This is a genomic window from Geomonas ferrireducens, from assembly GCF_004917065.1.
Classification (GTDB): domain Bacteria; phylum Desulfobacterota; class Desulfuromonadia; order Geobacterales; family Geobacteraceae; genus Geomonas; species Geomonas ferrireducens.
Map to the genome: position 1 here is coordinate 1 of NZ_SSYA01000004.1, position 15,861 is coordinate 15,861.

Here is a 15,861-nt window from a genome sequence, read left to right on the forward strand (position 1 = left end):
CCGAGAGGGTCACACCCGTTCCCATCCCGAACACGGAAGTTAAGCCTCTCAGGGCCGATGGTACTGCACTGGTAACGGTGTGGGAGAGTAGGTCGCCGCAGGGAATTTAATAGAGAAGCCCCACTGGATTACCAGTGGGGCTTTTCGCTTTTATGCATTCAACCAAACTGACATTGCGGACCGTTCGTCGTTCAAGCCTCAGCCTGGATCATCGGGCATTCGGCCGGCGGCACGAAGACCGTTCCTGATTTGAAATACGCTTCGCGGAAGCAGTACCCAGCCTTACTTTGGCACTTCGCCAGATCCTTGCAGTTGTAACAGGCCGCGCCCTTGAACTGCTCCGACCTCGGATGGGCGAAGTTTCGCAGCGCATCGCTGTTCCAAACCTCAGCTATCGAGTCCTTTGACACATCGCCCACGAAGAGCATCTCGTCTCTTGGCACCGTGTCGTACAACATCACCTTGCCGTCCGGTGTGATGGTCATGCTGCTGTGCGCTCCGTAGCGCCCTTCCTCACGGCAGAGTCTGATCTTATCCGCGATACCCTGGTCCTCTCCCGGCAGTGGCACTAAAGGTTCACTGTACCTATCCCAGGATCGCTCACCCTGCTCAAGTCCCGCTGTGGAGAGATCTATTTCCGGGAAATCGATCCTCGCTTGACGGCATTGCTCCAGGATGGAATTCCGCCCCTCCGTGCCGAGGAACATCTTGTCCGTGTTGCCTGTCAGGCTGCTATTGTAGGCCGCGATAGATATCTGGCGTACCCCCATGTCCTGAAGCTCCTCAACCCATTCGTAAACGTGTGGAGCGGTCAATGCGGTCACAACCGATTTCACTCTGAGATTGAACCCCCACTTGAGAAGGTTTCTGATACTGCGTACGGCCCTGTTGTAGTACCCTGGGCTGCCTGCCAGTCTGTCGGCAGTAGGCTCATCGGGATCCATGCTGAGTTGGATCTCTCGTACGTACTGGTTCACAGGTTGTGTCATGCCGATTGCGACGAGGCTGTCTGCGATTTCCTCGGTAATATGGCACTTCGTCGAAAGCGTGAACAGCATCTCAAGTGCGATCATTTCCTCGATCAACTGCAGCGCGTCCTTTCTCAAAAGAGGATCGCCACCGGAAAGCGTCACTTGGTCGATGCCAAGTCCCTTCGCCTCCCGCAACAGCTCTTTCCAGCGCTCGGTTGACAACAACTTCCCTTCGGGGACACAGTGCCCCTTTGCAAAGCAGTAAGCACAGTTGGGCTGACAGTCGTTACTGAACATCACGTTGAGCGAGATCGGGTAAGCGAGCCGCTGCTGCTCCTTCCACCTGGAGGCTTTTACCACGAAATCAAAGGGGTCGATGCGTTTTACGTAGGCCTCTAACTCCGGAGTCATGTTGACGACGGCATCACCTTCTCGGTTCGCTTCACTAATTATCCTTGTGATGAACTCCTGAGACTTTTCCTGCGATTCAAGGTTGAATGCGTACTGTGCGATCATAGTCAGGTGTCTGACCGTTAAACGCCCGTCCATAAGTGCCAAGGCGGCACCAGCCTTGGGAGACAGGACGCAGTAACGGGGCCGTTCGTGATCGTAACGACACAAAAGTGTCCAGTGACCGTTCCGCTTCAGGCGCCAATAAGGGGAAATAACCGGGATGGTGGTTTCTGTTATGGCGAAGTCCTTTCCTAGAACAGCACACTCTAGTGGCATTTGATTGCTCCTCCTTGGAGAGTCGGTTCCCCGATTTTGCAACCCCACCAGTCTACTCCGGCATTAAAACCTGTCAATGTTTGTTGCGTCGTGACTAAACGCCACCGGTGGGGCATCACAACGCTTCGTTGTCCTATCGCACGCGTACTTGGCAAGATTTCCTTGGATCGTGGCCGATAGGTGTGCTAATTTCTTGCTGCGTTACATCAACATCCGGAGCATTTTGCCATGTCGACCGAAGCACAGATACGGCTTGAAGAGAGCTGGAAATCCCATCTTCTGGAAGAGTTCGAGAAGCCATACATGTGCGCCTTGAAGGACTTTCTAAGGCAGGAGATCTTGAAGCGGAAGGTCATTTATCCAAAAGGAAGTGAGTACTTCAATGCCCTCAACACCACCTCCTTCGACAGGGTAAAAGTTGTCATCCTCGGGCAGGATCCATACCACGGACCGGACCAAGCCCACGGCCTCTGTTTCTCGGTCCGTAAAGGCGTCGATATCCCGCCATCTCTTGTGAATATATACAAGGAGATCCAGAGCGACCTCGGTCTCCCCGCTTCGGAATTCAGCCATGGACACCTGGCTTCATGGGCTGAGCAGGGGGTGTTGCTTTTGAACAGCGTCTTGACGGTGGAGGCGGGGAGGGCGGCATCACACCAGGGAAAAGGGTGGGAGACCTTCACGGATAGGGTCATCTCCGTTCTTAACGAGGAGAAGGACCACGTGGTGTTCATGCTGTGGGGGGCTTATGCCCACAAGAAGGGTGCCGTCATCGACGAAAAACGGCACCTGGTGCTGCGCGCTCCGCACCCCTCACCGCTGTCCGCGCACCGCGGCTTCCTGGGATGCCGGCATTTCTCCAAGGCCAACGCCTACCTCGTCCGGCACGGCCTAGAGCCGATTGACTGGATGCCATAAACGAAAGGCCCGGGTGATTCACCCGGGCCTTTTTCGCATGTGCCTACTTCACTACTGCTAGAACCTGAATTTCCTGATCTGTCCCTTCAGGTTCTCCGACAGGTTGTTGAGCTGGTTTGCCGTGGCCATCGATTCGCGGTTTGCACGGGCAGCCCCCTGTATGATGCCGGTGATCTGGTGCACGTTGTTGCTGATTTCCCGGCTGGTCGCGCTCTGCTCCTCGGCCGCGGTGGCGATCTGGCCGATCTGCTGGGTCACCTCGTTGATCTGCCTTTGAATCTCTTCAAGGCTTTGGCCCGATTTGACCGAATCTTCGGCACCCCTGGCCGCCTCGGTCGCACTCTCCTGCATCACCTGCACCGCCCTAGTGGTCTCTTCCTGAATGGAGCGGATGTTTACCTCGATCTGCTTCGTCGCATTGGTGGTTCGCTCGGCGAGTCGGCGTACTTCGTCGGCCACCACGGCGAAACCGCGTCCCTGTTCTCCTGCCCGCGCGGCCTCTATCGCTGCATTGAGCGCCAGCAGGTTGGTCTGGTCCGCGATGTCCTGGATGGTGCTGATGATGTCACCGATCTGCTCGGATTTGGCGCCAAGGGAACTGACACTCTCCGAGGTGAGATGGACCTTTTCATTGATCAGCTGCATGCCGCGAATGCTGCGCTCAACATCGGCCGCACCGATCGTGGCCAGATCGCATGCGCGCTGGGCGCTCTCGACAGCCTGGAGGCAGTTCTGCGATATATCGGCCGATGTTGCGGCCATTTCTTCACCGGCTGTAGAGACCGTTTCGGTCTGCCCGGCGACGTCATCCGAGGTCTGTGCGAGTTTCTGGGTGCTGCCGTGCAGTTCCGAACTCGCGTTGGCGACCGCGTTGGCATTATCGGCCACCGACTCGACGATGGCATGGACCTGTTCGATGAACCTGTTGAAGTAGCGGCTCGCCGTACCAACTTCGTCGTTCGATTCCGCAAGGCGGTGGGTGAGATTGCCATCCCCCTCGGCCACGTCCTTGAGGGTTGCGATCAGTGCCCGCATCGGCTCTAGGGCGCGGTGCATGACCAGGTAGGCGACCAGGGCAAGAAGACCGGCGAGTAACGCGGAGATCGCGAAACTAAGGTATTTGAGCTGGTCGAAGACGGCGAGGAACTGCGATTTTTTCTCACCCACGAACAGCGCACCGATCACTTTGCCGTTGCCGTCCTGCAGCGGAAGGTATGAGGCGAAGTGCGGTGTCCCGAGGATCTTCGCCTCCCCTAGATAGCTGGAGGCACGGTCGATGACAGCATCACGGGCGGGGCCCTGGAGGTTCGTACCGACAGCGCGAGTGCCGTCGTCCTTCTTTATCGTGGTAGCAACCCGCGTGTCTCCCCGAAAAATGGTGGCTTCACCGCCGAAGATTTCCTTCATTTTGTCGGTCACATCGTTGCGGCCGTCGAGGACCACGCCGTTTGCCTGCAGCTTCCCGTCGGCAAGGGTGAACGATGCGCCGTTGGGCGCGACTAGTTCCTTGAACGCTTTCGTGCGAGAGGTAAGCCCGACGGTGACTTGCCGGGTTATCTCTTTCTTGATTACATACAGGGTGATGGCCGACGTCGTTATGGTAGCGATGAGGACGATGGCTACGTTAGCGATGAAGATCTTTTTGCTGATGTTCATTGGTAAGACCTCTTGTTGCAAATGGGTGTTGTTAAAACCATTACGCTTTTGAAGCTCTATCGGCTTACTGTCGAGAATCTTTAGAAAATGTATGACAAAAATTGTATACACTTTGTGGTCGGAGAGGGAGCAGAGACGGGGACGAGGCCCACTGTCACAGGGTAAAGGATGAGGGCTATGAAGCTGCCGTAATCAGTTGCGAAAATCAGAAACTTATTGATAATGATTTTTAGTTGCAAAGCTTGAGGGGTCTCTTCTATACTCTTAATATGGAGTTGAAAAGAAAAGGAGGTTTGTCATGAAACGACTTGCGAGAACATTTGCTGTCGTTACGACTGTCTCTCTCATGTCAGTGATTTCCGTACTGGCAGCCGACACCGGGATGGGGATAAGCCCTGACAGCAACACGAGCAAAGACCAGTGCCTGCTGGTCGCTCAGACATGCAAAGACAGTGTAGACTCACTGCAGCAGAGAATCGAGCGGCTGCACCGTGAGATCAGTAAAGGCAACAGCGTGTACACGAATGAGGAGTTGAGGAGCCTGGAGTTCCAGCTTAAAGATGCGATAAGCACCATGGAGGTCCTGACGCGGGGAGGGGCTTGACGGTTATCTCATGCATCAACAATCGGGCGAAAAATGGAGGCTGCGGTTCAAGCCTCCATTTTTGTTGCTGCAGCATCGCTGCCGCAGGCAACCGTCACGAAAGCCGCGTACGCCTCCTGCAACTGGCGGTACAGTCCGGGGAGTGGCCCTAGCTGCTGCGCTTTGGCAAGGGTTTCCATCTCCGCAGCCAGGTTTCGCATGCGCACCGCGCCCATGTTGCCGGCCGTTCCGGCGATGGTGTGGGACTTGAAATAGCAGGTTTCGTAGTCGCCATTTTGCAAAGCTTCGCCGAGCAGACGCAGGTGCTCCGATACGGCACTCACGAACTTGTCGACGAAAACACCCACCATCTCCTGGTCGCCGCCCAGGCGCTCGAGCAGATCTTCGACGTCAAAATCAAGGGGCGCTTTGGCAGGAGGCGGGGCTTTCGCCTCCCCGGCAGTAGGGGGGGCTGCGGGACCCTCCGGGGTCACCTCCGACGTGATTTTACGGATCACCGATTTCAGGTCCCGTTCCCGGACCGGCTTGGAAATGTGGCTGTCCATGCCGGCCTCCCGGCAGACGGCGACGTCTTCCTTCATGGCGTTGGCAGTCATGGCGCAAATATGAATCCGTCGCCCCGTGCCGTGTTCCCGTTCGCGTATGGTCCTCGTCGCCTCCAGGCCGTCCATCACCGGCATCTGTACGTCCATGAAGATGAGGTCGTACTCCCCCTGTTCCCACTTTTCCAGCGCTTCCTTGCCGTTCTCGGCGCAGTCCACCTGGTGGTTGCCCGTCTTGCCGATCAGCTTGAGCGATATGAGCTGGTTGATGGGGACATCGTCGACCAGCAGGATGCGCAGCGGCCGTGCCGCCTGTACCGGCTGTTCATCGCCTTCATCGACGGTGGGGAACTCACCGGGCTGGGGAAGCCTGCTCTTCAGGGTGAAGCTGAAGACGCTTCCCTCCCCGAGGCGGCTCTCGACGACGATCTGGCCCCCCATCAGTTCCACGAGGCTCCTGCTGATGGAAAGCCCGAGTCCGGTCCCACCGTAGAGACGGGTGGTCGAGCTGTCGGCCTGGGAGAACTTCTCGAAGATGACGTCCAGGGCGTGCGGGGCGATGCCGATACCGGTATCGGCAACGGCGAACTTGAGCTGGACCTCGCCGTCGTTCGTGCCCATGAGCAGGCACTTCACGGTGATCGACCCTTTGTGGGTGAACTTGAGCGCGTTACCTACCAGGTTGCCTAGCACCTGCCCTATCCTNGAGCTGTCGGCCTGGGAGAACTTCTCGAAGATGACGTCCAGGGCGTGCGGGGCGATGCCGATACCGGTATCGGCAACGGCGAACTTGAGCTGGACCTCGCCGTCGTTCGTGCCCATGAGCAGGCACTTCACGGTGATCGACCCTTTGTGGGTGAACTTGAGCGCGTTACCTACCAGGTTGCCTAGCACCTGCCCTATCCTCACCGAGTCGCCGGCCACGAACTGCGGCAGGTCGGGGCTCGCGTCGAGAAGCACCTGCACCCCCTTTTCCTGCCCGCGCAGCATGAACGGTTGGAGGCAGCGGTCGAGGAAACGGTGCAGGTCGAAGACGATCGTCTCGAGGGTGATCATCCCTGCCTCCACCTTGGAGATGTCGAGGATTTCGTTGATGATGGTGAGAAGGCTTTCGGCACAGTCGGAAAGCGACTCGAGATAGTTGCGCTGCACCTTGTCGAGCGGGGTTTCCATGAGGAGCCTCGCCAGACCGATGACACCGTTCATGGGCGTCCTGATCTCGTGGCTCATGTTGGCAAGAAAGACGCTCTTGGCGGCGGTGGCTGCCTCGGCGCGTACCAGGGCGTGCTCAAGCTCGGTGGTCCGCTGCTGCACCTTGAGCTCCAGGTTCTGCATGTGCTCCTGGAGCATTTCGTAAAGCTCAGAGTTCTCCACCGCATAGGCGGTGTTGATCAGGATGCTGCTCAGGGCGTTTAAGGTCGAGACCTCGGCGCTCAGGTGGCTTCCCCGCATGATGCCGGCGAACATCCCCCTGATGCGGCTGTTGGTGGCAAGTACGTGCAAGACGAGGGTGTCGGTCCCGGAGACGGTGGGGACCACCACCGGATGGTTCTGGTTCAGGGCCCACGCGAAGGTGCCGTCCTGGACACGTGCCTCGACTTCCTTCCTTATCGCCGCTCCGGACCGTTCCGGTTCACAAACCGTGAGGTCGAAGGAGGAATCGTCGTCGATGCCGAACATGGAGAGGGTGGCGAAGGGAATCAGGCGCTTCAACTGCCCGAAGACGGCCCTGATCACGAAGGAAGACTCCTTCACCCGGTAGATGTCTGACTGCAGATCACTGCAGGCGGTGAGGACGTCGAGGGTGCGGACGTAGTTCAGGTTCGTCTCTTCGAGGAAGCTCACGCGCTCCTGGAGATTTCTGATCTGGAGATCCCTGGGGTCATCGGGCGCCATCTTCACCCCCGAAAAGGACCGAGACCGTCTGCTCGTAGGTCGTGTCCACCTGCTTGATAAGCGTCGGGAGGAAATAGCAGGAGATCTGCAGCCGCTCCCAGACTGCGTGGTCCAACTGCGGCACGAAGATCTCGCCGCTGTTGCCGATCTGCATGGCGTGGGCGATGATGTCGGCAAAATGCAGTATGGAGGCCTCACGGGGGTACTGGTCCGCTTTGCTGCAGTTGTGATGCGTCCCCACCGGCTCGGCCACGCGCGGCGGGATCTTCCAGCGCTTCAAGAGGGCTCCGCCGACATCCGCGTGGTCGAAGCCGAAGCGCTCACGTTCGGCGCAGTGCAGGATCATGCCGCTACTCCGGCACTCCTCGAGGAGTTCGAGGCAGATCTCCGGGACCCTCACGTACATGACGAGCCTTCCCACGTCGTGCAGGATTCCCGCGACGAAGAAGCGCTCCAGGTTCGCCTCCCGCTGGCTGGTGGCGAGCGTCCTGGCTGCCAGGCCGGTAGCGATGCTGTGCTTCCAGAACTGCTCCATGTTGACCAGGTCCTCCGGTATCCCCTTGAAGACGTCCATGACGGAAAGGGCGAGGGCCAGGTCGCGCACCTGCAGGACGCCTATGATGGTGACCGCCTGGGTGATGGTGTCGATCTTTGAGAAGTAGCCGAAGAGGGGGCTGTTGGCGAGTTTGAGTATCCTCGCGGTGAGCCCCTGGTCCTCCGAGATGATCTTGGCGATGTCCCCTATGGAGCTTCTGGGGTGGTCGATCGCCTCGGAAAGCTGAGAGTAGAAAAGCGGGAGCGAATGTATGGTGGAGACATCCTCAACCATGTGCTCGACGGAGAGTTGGGGTTTACGCAGCACGAGTCGCCCTCCTCTCGGTGCAGATGCGCATCAGCTCCTTTATCGCGGGATGGTCGGGGTCGTTGTAGACGAAAAGCCGCTCCACCTCGGCACGCGCCTCGGCGAGGAGCTCCGGATCTATCTCCGTGCTGGGGGAGGGGGGGGCTTCCGGGTCCTCCGCGATGGTCTCCCCGACGATTTCGACTTCGAGGACGCCCCACATGCGGAAGATGGAGAAATGCTTGTCGGTGAGCTCGGCACCGGACGGCAAGAGGAGCCGTCCGCTGCGGTCACAGACGTTGCGGCTGAGGACCATGCCCGGTGCGAGGTTGTCGATGTGAACCACTGCCAAAATAGATCCTCCTCTGCGCAGGCACCAGTTCTTATGGTGTCTGCCCCACGTATCGGTCCAGCTCGAAAATTCTTTAGCACCGGGTGGGTTTAAAAGAGAGCCTCCAGTAAGAGCGTCACGACGGGGTAGGAATTGTCTCACAACATCTGTTGACATATGGACCTGCCCCTGTCTTTAATATGCGGATGCATACGACGACACAAGATGACCCGCGCTCTGCCAGAGCGACCTTTTGGCTGATACTGACCACCGTGTTCTGGGGTGGCAGTTTCATCTTCAACAAGATCGGCTTTCGCGAGATTCCGCCGCTTGATTTCTTCTTCTACAGGTTCGCGCTGGCTACGCTCATCATGGCGGTGCTCTGCCTGCCGCGCCTGAAAAAGCTTAACCGTGGCACCTTGAAGACCGGGGTTCTGGTCGGTCTGCCGCTCGCGGCGACGAATCTCTCCTTTGTCCTCGGGGTGAGCGGCACCAGCGTGTCCCGGGCGGGGTTTCTGAACAACCTGTTCGTGCTGCTCATTCCGCTTCTGTGCTTCGTCTTCTGGCGTGAGCGCCTGGATCGCTGGAGCGCGGGTGGGCTCTTCCTCGCCCTGGCCGGTCTCTGGCTCCTCGCCAAGGGGGGCGTGGACGGTTTCAACCAGGGGGACCTCCTCTCCACCCTGTGCGCCCTCTTCATCGCGCTGCAGATCATCGCCGTTTCCAGGCTGGTCGGCGCGGAGGACGTCTACCTTTTGAGCCTGATCCAGTTCGCGACCGTGGCTGCGGTCGGGGGCGTGCTGAACGTCGTCCTCCCGTCCCCTCCCTTCACGGTGACCTGGGTCTCGGTGGGTGCGCTCGTGTACTGCGCCGTCTTCCCCACCGTGGTCTGCTTCACCCTGCAAAACGCCTATCAGCGTTACACGACCCCCACAAAGGCGGGGCTCATCTACACGATGGACCCGGTCTGGAGCATGCTGGGGGGGACGCTCCTTCTGGGGGAGAGGCTTACCGCCGAGGAATGGACAGGTTGCGCCCTCATCTTCGCCGCGGTAGTGCTTCCCCTTGGGGTGAAGCGCCTGCGTGAGCGCTACTCCGGCATCGGTTGCGCGGCCGAAGGGGCTGCCGCCGATTAGCCACGCGTCGCTTTGACACCCGGGATATCATCGACTACGCTGCAAGCACATCAAAGCGCCGCCTGCGGCACGAGGAGGAGCCATGCCTGAGCTTCCTGATCTTACCGTCTATGCCGAAAACCTAGGGAAGGCCCTCGTGGGGAAGAGGATCGAGAAAGGCGAGTACCACGGGAGGGGACGCCTCAACGTCGCAGCCGAGGAGCTTGCCGCCGCCGTCGCGGGTGCCGAGGTGACCGCTGTGGAGCGCACCGGCAAACAGGTGACCTTTCGGCTTGGCAACGGCAACACGCTGAAAATCCACCTGATGCTTACCGGCGGGTTCGCCCTTGCCGGTTCCTCCGCAGTGCAGGAGGTCCGCTACCCGGTGCTCACCCTGCTCTTTGCCGACAGTACTGCCCTCGCCGTGGCCGACGAGAAGGGATGGGCGAGCGTCACCCTGAACCCCGGCGCCGAGAAGGAAGCGCCTGACGCGCTGGAGCTCACCGAGGAGGAGTTGCAGCGGTTGTGCGCCAGGAAGCCCCGCACCATGATCAAGCCTTTGCTTCTCGACCAGGCGCTGATCGGGGGCATCGGTAACGCCTATGCCGACGAGATCCTCTGGGCCGCGCGCATCTCCCCGAAATCCCCCGCTGGCAAGCTTCCCCCGGAGGCAGTACGGGCCCTCGCCGGGGCGATTCCTGCGGTCTTGAACGACGCCATCGCGGAGTTGAGAAAGCGCCACCCGGACATGGTTTCCGGTGAATATCGCGAGTTTCTGAAGGTGCACCGCCCCGAGCTTAAGACCTCCCCCACCGGTGCCAGGATCATCAAGGAGAACGTCCAGTCCAAGCGGACCTACTACACCGAGGAACAACTGCTGTACCAGTAGCATCTTGCGTCCCCCGGACCCGCCGTTACCGAGTCATCGCCTGAAGCGCCCCCATGGGGCGCTTTTTTATTGTCCTTCGCGAACCGGGCGAAGGTGCCGGACCGGTTGACAAGAAGCCAAAGCCGGATACCTTTTCACGGTTAGATTTTGCTAATCTGACGAACCCCATGGCTTCGGCCACAAAAGGAGGCAACATGAAAAGGAGATTGGTATGGATGGCGGTGGTTTCCCTGTTCGCATTCTGCAGCATGCTTCTTCCGGCACTGGCGGCTGACAAGCTGACCATGTCCGAGAAGTCCTTCGTCAAGAAGGCGGCGAGCGGCGGCATGATGGAGGTCGAACTGGGACAGTTGGCTAAGGAAAAGGCAAAGTCACAGGAAGTGAAGGATTTCGCCCAGCTCATGGTGACCGATCACGGCAAGGCGAACGACGAGCTGAAGACGGCGGTGGGCAACAAGTACAAAATTCCCGCGAAGATGGAGCTGAAGCACAAGGCGATGGTCGAGAAGTTTCAGAAAACCTCGGCCGACGAGTTCGACAAGAAGTACGCGGAAGCGATGGTGAAGGACCACAAGAAGGACGTCGAGGACTTCAAAAAGGCGAGCAAGAAGGTGAAGGACCCCGAGATCAAGGCGTGGATCGACAAGACCCTGCCGACCCTGGAGCAGCACCTGCAGCACGCGAAGGATATGGCGCAGAAGGTGGGCGCCGCGAAGAAGTAGTCGGTGTTGCAAAAGGGGAAAAGGAGAGGGGCTCTGCCGCAAGGCGAAGCCCCTTTTTTTGTTCAGCGTGCCCTGTCGTAGCGCAGCGTCATCTCCGCCAGGCGGTGCGCCGCCCCGGTGAGATCGACCGATGGGGAAAGGCGCCACTGCCAGTTGCCTTCGCTTCCCCCCGGTGTGTTCATCCTGGTGTCGGCCCCGCCGCCGACGAGATCCTGCAGCTGGATCATCGCGGTGCGCGCGACCGACATCTGTGCGAGCCTGATCAGTTCCCAGCCCGCCTCGTCCACATGGTCGCGACCTAGGTAATCGGACAGGCGCTTTTTCTCATCCTCCCCTGCCTCCTCAAACCACCCCCGCGCCGTGTTGGTGTCGTGCGTCCCGGTGTAGGCGACGCTATTTTCCGGGTGGTTGTGGGGGAGGTAGATCTTGGCGTCATCCTGGAATGCGACAACGAGCACCTTCATCCCCGGTATGCCGAACTGCGCCATCTTCTCCCGCACCTCGGCGGTGATGACGCCGAGATCCTCTGCGATGACCGGGAAGGTGGGGAAGTACCGCACCATGGTGTAGAGGAACTCGTCGGAGGGGACCGGCTGCCAGCTCCCCTTAAGTGCGTCCTCAGCACTCGCCGGGACTTCCCAGTACGATATGAGCCCGCGGAAGTGGTCGATGCGCACCACGTCGAAGCGTCTGAACAGGTGGTGAAAACGGGCAACCCACCAGTAGAACCCGTTTTCCCGCAGGGCGTCCCAGTTATAGGCGGCGCAGTCGAAGAGCTGTCCCTTCTCGCTGAAGTTGTCGGGCGGGCTCCCCGCCTGTACGTACGGCCTCTTGTTCTCGTCCACCTTGAAAAACTCCGGGTGTACCCAGATATCGGCGGCGTCGTAGCTCATGAACATGGGGAAGTCGCCGATCACGCTGATCCCCTTGTCGTTGCAGTGCTGCTTCAGGGCTTGCCACTGGCGGTTGACGACGTACTGCAGGAACTTCTCCCGCTCCACGGAGTCCGAGAGTTCGTCGCTCATCTGCCGCACCTCGTCGCTTGTGCGGCGCCTCAACGCCTCGGGCCACTCGGCGAGGGGAAGGCCGTTCAGGCGCGCGGTCATCGCGTTGTGCAGTGCGTGGTCGTCGAGCCATTGTGCATTGTCGCGGCAGAACGAGGCGTACTCCTGGTCTGCCGCCTGCTCCTCTTTGAAGCGGTGGTGCGCACGCAGGAAGAGGTGGTTCTTGAAGCGCGAGACCGCCTGGTAGTCGACGCGCAGCGCGTCGAAGGGGGGATGGTCTTCCACCTCCGCCTGGGTCAGGAGCCCGTCGGCGACCAGGAGTTGCGGACTGATGAGGGCCGTGTTGCCGGCGCAGGAAGAGACGCTGATGAAGGGCGAATCGAGGAACCTCTCGTTGGTCGGGTTGAGCGGCAGCACCTGCCAGTAACTCTGCTTTGCCTCGTGGAGAAATTCGGCGAAACGGTAGGCACCGGGACCGAAGTCGCCGATGCCGAAGGGGGAAGGGAGTGAGGTGACGTGACAGAGCACGCCGCTGGCGCGTCTTTTCATGATGCCTCCGAAAAAGGCCCCACCTGTTTCAAGGGGGATCAGGTGCCTGTCCCCTTCAAGACAAGTGGGGCCTTGGGTGTGATACTGGGAGCGGCCGTTCCTCTTTAAAGGCTAGAGCACCCTGAGGAAGGCAACTAAGTCGTTTTGCTCCTGCTGGGTGAGTCGCAAACCAAGCACCAGGTCGAAAAACTTCACCGTGTCCTCAAGGGTGAGGCAGCGGCCGTCGTGCATGTAGGGGGGGCTCTCCTTGATGCCTCGCAGGGTGAAGGTCTTGATGGGGCCGTCGCCGGGCTCCCTGGTGAAGCGATCAAGCTGCAGATCATGCATCATGTGATCGAGGTAGAACGGAGCGGGATGGCAGACGCCGCACCTCCCCTTGCCGAAGAAGACCTGCTGGCCTGCCATTTCCGACTGGGTCGCTTGGGCTGGGTAGAGGAAGCCTGCTGGGTCGAGTTTCGGGGCGGGGGGGACGTCGAACATGTTCTGCATCTGTGCCATGTGCGACACCTGCACCCGGCTGATGATGTTCATCCCCTTCTTGGCGGCGTGGATCTCGTCACCGTTAAAGTAGGCGGTGCGCTGCTCGAACTCGGAGAAGTCTTCCACCGAACGGAGGCTGCGCTTGGAGGAGTGGACCTGCTGGTTGAAAAGCCCCCTGAGGCTCACCGTGTCGAGGCGGAAACGCCGCTCCTGAGGCCGGATGTCGGGGCTTAGGTGAAACTGTGCCGTGGTGTGGCCGTTCACGTGGCAGTCGAGGCAGGCGACCCCGAGGCTCGGCTGTGGCGACTTGCGGTCGTCGGTCGGGTTGAATTCCTCCTGGGGGAAGGGGGTGACCAGCATGCGAAGGCCGTCGAGCTGCACCGGGGTGAGGAGGTCCTTGAAGAGACGGTAGTAGTTGTTGATGGAGACCACCTCGCCGCGCGAGACGTCGCCCAGTTCCGGCCGGTTCTGCAGGAATATCGCGGGTGGAAACTCGGGAAGAAAGGCGTCGGGGAGATCGAAGTCGACGTCGAAGCGCTGCAGCCTCGGGAACATGTCGATCTGGATCTGCGGGAAGACCTGCCCGCCGTTAACCTGCTTGGGATGGGGCAGCGGCGGATAGGGGAAGAGGTTCTTCGACCTCATATCTGCCGGGTTCATCGCGGCCAAGCTCTCCCAGGTCGTTCCCTTTGCCAGCCGCGCCGTCGGCCCGACGGCGATCGGCTTGCCGCGCGACATCTTCACATCGGGCGCAAGCCGCGGCCGCAGGTCGTAGCGCGACTCCAGAAGCCGCCTCTGCGTCTCCATTACCTTGGGCTTTTCACCGGCATCCTTCTGATAAACCTCCTGGAAGGTCATCATCGGTTTTTTCGCGTCCAGCGGATCGCGGTAGAAGTCGAACCCGAGGATCTTTCCTTCGTCCGGTTGGTTCTTGAACGCAGTGGAGGAAGGCTCCGCCTTGGTCGCATGGAAGACGTCGGACTGGTCGTGGCTCCCTCTTTGCTGTTCAGGGCGAGTAGCCGGCACATCCCTCGGCATCTGGGCTTCCATCACCGCGTCCGGCGGCGCCTTGCGGGAAGGCTGCCCCTCCGCGGTCCAAGAGTTGACGGCGGGGAGGATGAGAGCGGCTGCAATAAACAGTGACGATACAACGGTGGCGTCTTTTCTCATACCAGGCTCCTTTTTTTTTGGGGGGGGGATGTTGGAACCCGCTAATTTTTCCACGGTCGCTGGGGAAGTCAAACCGTACTGAGGACTTAGGCGCCATCAGGGAAGACAGGCAGAGTGAAGGACGCGGTGCCTTTTCATGTCGCGCCGATAGGATCTGTTGCCGTGTGCCATGGTTCCTTTCTTAGTTTTTGCAGATATAGTGGCCGCGTTGTACAATGAGTTGGTCATAAAAGCCCACGAAAAAGGAGGGCACGTCATGAGGAACCACCGTATTTGCACCCTGCTTCTTCCACTGTTTCTTGTCGCAGCGTCAATAACTTCTACCGTCGTGACCAGTCATGCTGATTCCGGCGGACGAGGTGACAGGCCTGTCGCTCGCTCGGTAGGGCGCTCCGGCGGATCAGTTACCTATGGCGGCCGTGGGAGCTATACGCGGTACGTGGGGCCGAGGCATGACTCTCACTTCTCGGGGAGTGTCTGGATAGGACCGGGTTGGGGATACTATGATCCCTTCTTCTACCCGTACTATTACAACTACCCAGCCTATCCGTACTATTACTCCCCACCGACCGTGGTCGTGCCGCAGGAGCCGCAGGAGTACATCTCCCCCGACACCCAGCAGGAGCAAGAGGGCGGGCAGTACTGGTACTACTGCCGCAAACCGCAGGGGTACTATCCCTACGTGGAGCGCTGCCCCGGAGGGTGGTTGAAAGTGGTGCCGGACACGACGCCGCCCAGCCAGGAACAGGAAGACAAGGAGGAATGATCATGACAAGGACTTTGACCAACGTTTGCTCGCTGCTTGCCTTGCTGGTTCTGGGGGGGTGCGTCACCATGCCGACGGGACCGAGCGTCCGCGTGCTCCCCGCGCCCGGGAAGACCTTCGAGCAGTTCATGGCTGAGGATGCCGTCTGCCGCAGGTATGCCGAGCAGCAACTCGGCATGAGCCCGCAGGATACGGCGAACCAGAATACCGCAACGAGCGCCGTGGTGGGGACCGCCATCGGTGCCGGGGTCGGGGCGGCTCTTGGTGCGGCGAGCGGCAATGCTGGGGCGGGTGCGGCCATCGGCGGCGGCACCGGCCTTCTATTCGGCGCGGCAAGCGGCTCCGAGTCGGGGCGGGTCTACGGATACGAGGCGCAGCGGCGCTACGACAACACCTATGTGCAGTGCATGTACGCCAAGGGGAACCAGATTCCGGGGAGCGTGCGCAAGACGCGCCGCGTGAGGAGTTATGTTCCTCCGCCACCTCCGGGGGTGTACTCGGTGCCGCCGGATTACTATCCGGAACGTTACTGAGAAGAGGGCGCCTGTGAGGGCGCCCTTTTTCTTTTGGGTGACTTTGAAAATCTGGGAATGATGGGAGGACTGGGAAGCCTGGGAGTAATGAGACGGGGCTCTTGATAGGAGGTGCCGCACGGGCTTCCCGGATTGTGGTTGTCATGCC

At 59.8% G+C, this 15,861-nt stretch carries 14 protein-coding genes and 1 rRNA gene; 8 read left to right on the forward strand and 7 right to left on the reverse strand.

Going from position 1 to position 15,861, the window contains the following annotated elements:
- Positions 1-104, forward strand: a 5S ribosomal RNA gene (gene rrf, locus E8L22_RS20225); the annotation flags it as partial.
- A gap of 87 nt (positions 105-191) precedes the next feature.
- Here the strand turns inward: rrf and E8L22_RS20230 are convergent.
- On the reverse strand, positions 192-1,487 hold the full coding sequence (locus E8L22_RS20230) for a radical SAM protein (RefSeq protein ID WP_246044870.1): 1,296 nt from the start codon (positions 1,485-1,487) through the stop codon (positions 192-194).
- Between the two features lie 441 nt (positions 1,488-1,928).
- Here E8L22_RS20230 and ung point away from each other — a divergent pair, with 441 nt between their 5' ends.
- On the forward strand, positions 1,929-2,618 hold the full coding sequence (gene ung, locus E8L22_RS20235) for a uracil-DNA glycosylase (protein ID WP_136526928.1): 690 nt from the start codon (positions 1,929-1,931) through the stop codon (positions 2,616-2,618).
- A gap of 57 nt (positions 2,619-2,675) precedes the next feature.
- Here the strand turns inward: ung and E8L22_RS20240 are convergent, their stop codons facing one another.
- Positions 2,676-4,274 carry a methyl-accepting chemotaxis protein gene (locus E8L22_RS20240; RefSeq protein WP_136526929.1) on the reverse strand — a complete coding sequence of 533 codons (1,599 nt, stop codon included), beginning with the start codon at positions 4,272-4,274 and terminating at the stop codon, positions 2,676-2,678.
- Positions 4,275-4,572: 298 nt separating this feature from the next.
- On the opposite strand from E8L22_RS20240, the gene E8L22_RS20245 reads away from it, so the two are divergent.
- Complete coding sequence (locus tag E8L22_RS20245) at positions 4,573-4,878, forward strand: hypothetical protein (protein WP_136526930.1); 306 nt, start codon at positions 4,573-4,575, stop codon at positions 4,876-4,878.
- Positions 4,879-4,925: 47 nt separating this feature from the next.
- Here E8L22_RS20245 and E8L22_RS21835 read toward each other — a convergent pair whose 3' ends face one another.
- Genes E8L22_RS21835 through E8L22_RS20260 form a run of 3 tightly spaced genes read right to left on the reverse strand, consistent with a single transcriptional unit; the run spans position 4,926 to position 8,503 of the window.
- Positions 4,926-7,316 carry an ATP-binding protein gene (locus tag E8L22_RS21835; protein WP_136526931.1) on the reverse strand — a complete coding sequence of 797 codons (2,391 nt, stop codon included), beginning with the start codon at positions 7,314-7,316 and terminating at the stop codon, positions 4,926-4,928.
- Complete coding sequence (locus E8L22_RS20255; RefSeq protein WP_129128455.1) at positions 7,303-8,178, reverse strand: HDOD domain-containing protein; 876 nt, start codon at positions 8,176-8,178, stop codon at positions 7,303-7,305. The genes E8L22_RS21835 and E8L22_RS20255 overlap by 14 nt, the downstream gene beginning before the upstream one ends.
- Positions 8,168-8,503, reverse strand: a complete 336-nt coding sequence (locus E8L22_RS20260; protein ID WP_246044887.1) for a hypothetical protein — start codon at positions 8,501-8,503, stop codon at positions 8,168-8,170. The genes E8L22_RS20255 and E8L22_RS20260 overlap by 11 nt, the downstream gene beginning before the upstream one ends.
- Positions 8,504-8,694: 191 nt before the next feature.
- On the opposite strand from E8L22_RS20260, the gene E8L22_RS20265 reads away from it, so the two are divergent.
- The 3 genes from E8L22_RS20265 to E8L22_RS20275 all read left to right on the forward strand — a co-directional run bounded on the left by E8L22_RS20265 (position 8,695) and on the right by E8L22_RS20275 (position 11,211).
- On the forward strand, positions 8,695-9,621 hold the full coding sequence (locus E8L22_RS20265) for a DMT family transporter (RefSeq protein ID WP_136526933.1): 927 nt from the start codon (positions 8,695-8,697) through the stop codon (positions 9,619-9,621).
- Between the two features lie 82 nt (positions 9,622-9,703).
- Positions 9,704-10,489 carry a DNA-formamidopyrimidine glycosylase family protein gene (locus tag E8L22_RS20270; RefSeq protein WP_136526934.1) on the forward strand — a complete coding sequence of 262 codons (786 nt, stop codon included), beginning with the start codon at positions 9,704-9,706 and terminating at the stop codon, positions 10,487-10,489.
- A gap of 194 nt (positions 10,490-10,683) precedes the next feature.
- Positions 10,684-11,211, forward strand: a complete 528-nt coding sequence (locus tag E8L22_RS20275; RefSeq protein WP_136526935.1) for a DUF4142 domain-containing protein — start codon at positions 10,684-10,686, stop codon at positions 11,209-11,211.
- A 62-nt stretch (positions 11,212-11,273) separates the two neighbouring features.
- On the opposite strand, the gene malQ is transcribed toward E8L22_RS20275, so the two are convergent.
- Positions 11,274-12,764, reverse strand: a complete 1,491-nt coding sequence (gene malQ / locus E8L22_RS20280) for a 4-alpha-glucanotransferase (protein ID WP_136526936.1) — start codon at positions 12,762-12,764, stop codon at positions 11,274-11,276.
- 111 nt (positions 12,765-12,875) lie between these two features.
- Positions 12,876-14,414 carry a cytochrome B6 gene (locus E8L22_RS20285; RefSeq protein ID WP_136526937.1) on the reverse strand — a complete coding sequence of 513 codons (1,539 nt, stop codon included), beginning with the start codon at positions 14,412-14,414 and terminating at the stop codon, positions 12,876-12,878.
- A gap of 439 nt (positions 14,415-14,853) precedes the next feature.
- Between E8L22_RS20285 and E8L22_RS21840 the strand changes: the two genes are divergently transcribed.
- Entirely contained in the window at positions 14,854-15,180 is a 327-nt protein-coding gene (locus E8L22_RS21840; protein ID WP_246044872.1) for a hypothetical protein, read from the forward strand.
- Between the two features lie 2 nt (positions 15,181-15,182).
- A complete protein-coding gene (locus E8L22_RS20295; RefSeq protein WP_136526939.1) occupies positions 15,183-15,713 on the forward strand; it encodes a YMGG-like glycine zipper-containing protein in 531 nt (176 codons plus the stop codon).
- Positions 15,714-15,861: the final 148 nt, after the last annotated feature.

Bases quoted from the DNA above. Each gene is read 5' to 3' on its own strand.
- E8L22_RS20270 (WP_136526934.1), top strand. From the start codon at position 9,704: ATGCCTGAGCTTCCTGATCTTACCGTCTATGCCGAAAACCTAGGGAAG.
- E8L22_RS20230 (WP_246044870.1), bottom strand. From the start codon at position 1,487: ATGATCGCACAGTACGCATTCAACCTTGAATCGCAGGAAAAGTCTCAG.
- malQ (WP_136526936.1), bottom strand. From the start codon at position 12,764: ATGAAAAGACGCGCCAGCGGCGTGCTCTGTCACGTCACCTCACTCCCT.
- E8L22_RS20265 (WP_136526933.1), top strand. From the start codon at position 8,695: ATGCATACGACGACACAAGATGACCCGCGCTCTGCCAGAGCGACCTTT.
- E8L22_RS20245 (WP_136526930.1), top strand. From the start codon at position 4,573: ATGAAACGACTTGCGAGAACATTTGCTGTCGTTACGACTGTCTCTCTC.
- E8L22_RS20285 (WP_136526937.1), bottom strand. From the start codon at position 14,414: ATGAGAAAAGACGCCACCGTTGTATCGTCACTGTTTATTGCAGCCGCT.
- E8L22_RS20295 (WP_136526939.1), top strand. From the start codon at position 15,183: ATGACAAGGACTTTGACCAACGTTTGCTCGCTGCTTGCCTTGCTGGTT.
- E8L22_RS20275 (WP_136526935.1), top strand. From the start codon at position 10,684: ATGAAAAGGAGATTGGTATGGATGGCGGTGGTTTCCCTGTTCGCATTC.
- ung (WP_136526928.1), top strand. From the start codon at position 1,929: ATGTCGACCGAAGCACAGATACGGCTTGAAGAGAGCTGGAAATCCCAT.
- E8L22_RS20240 (WP_136526929.1), bottom strand. From the start codon at position 4,274: ATGAACATCAGCAAAAAGATCTTCATCGCTAACGTAGCCATCGTCCTC.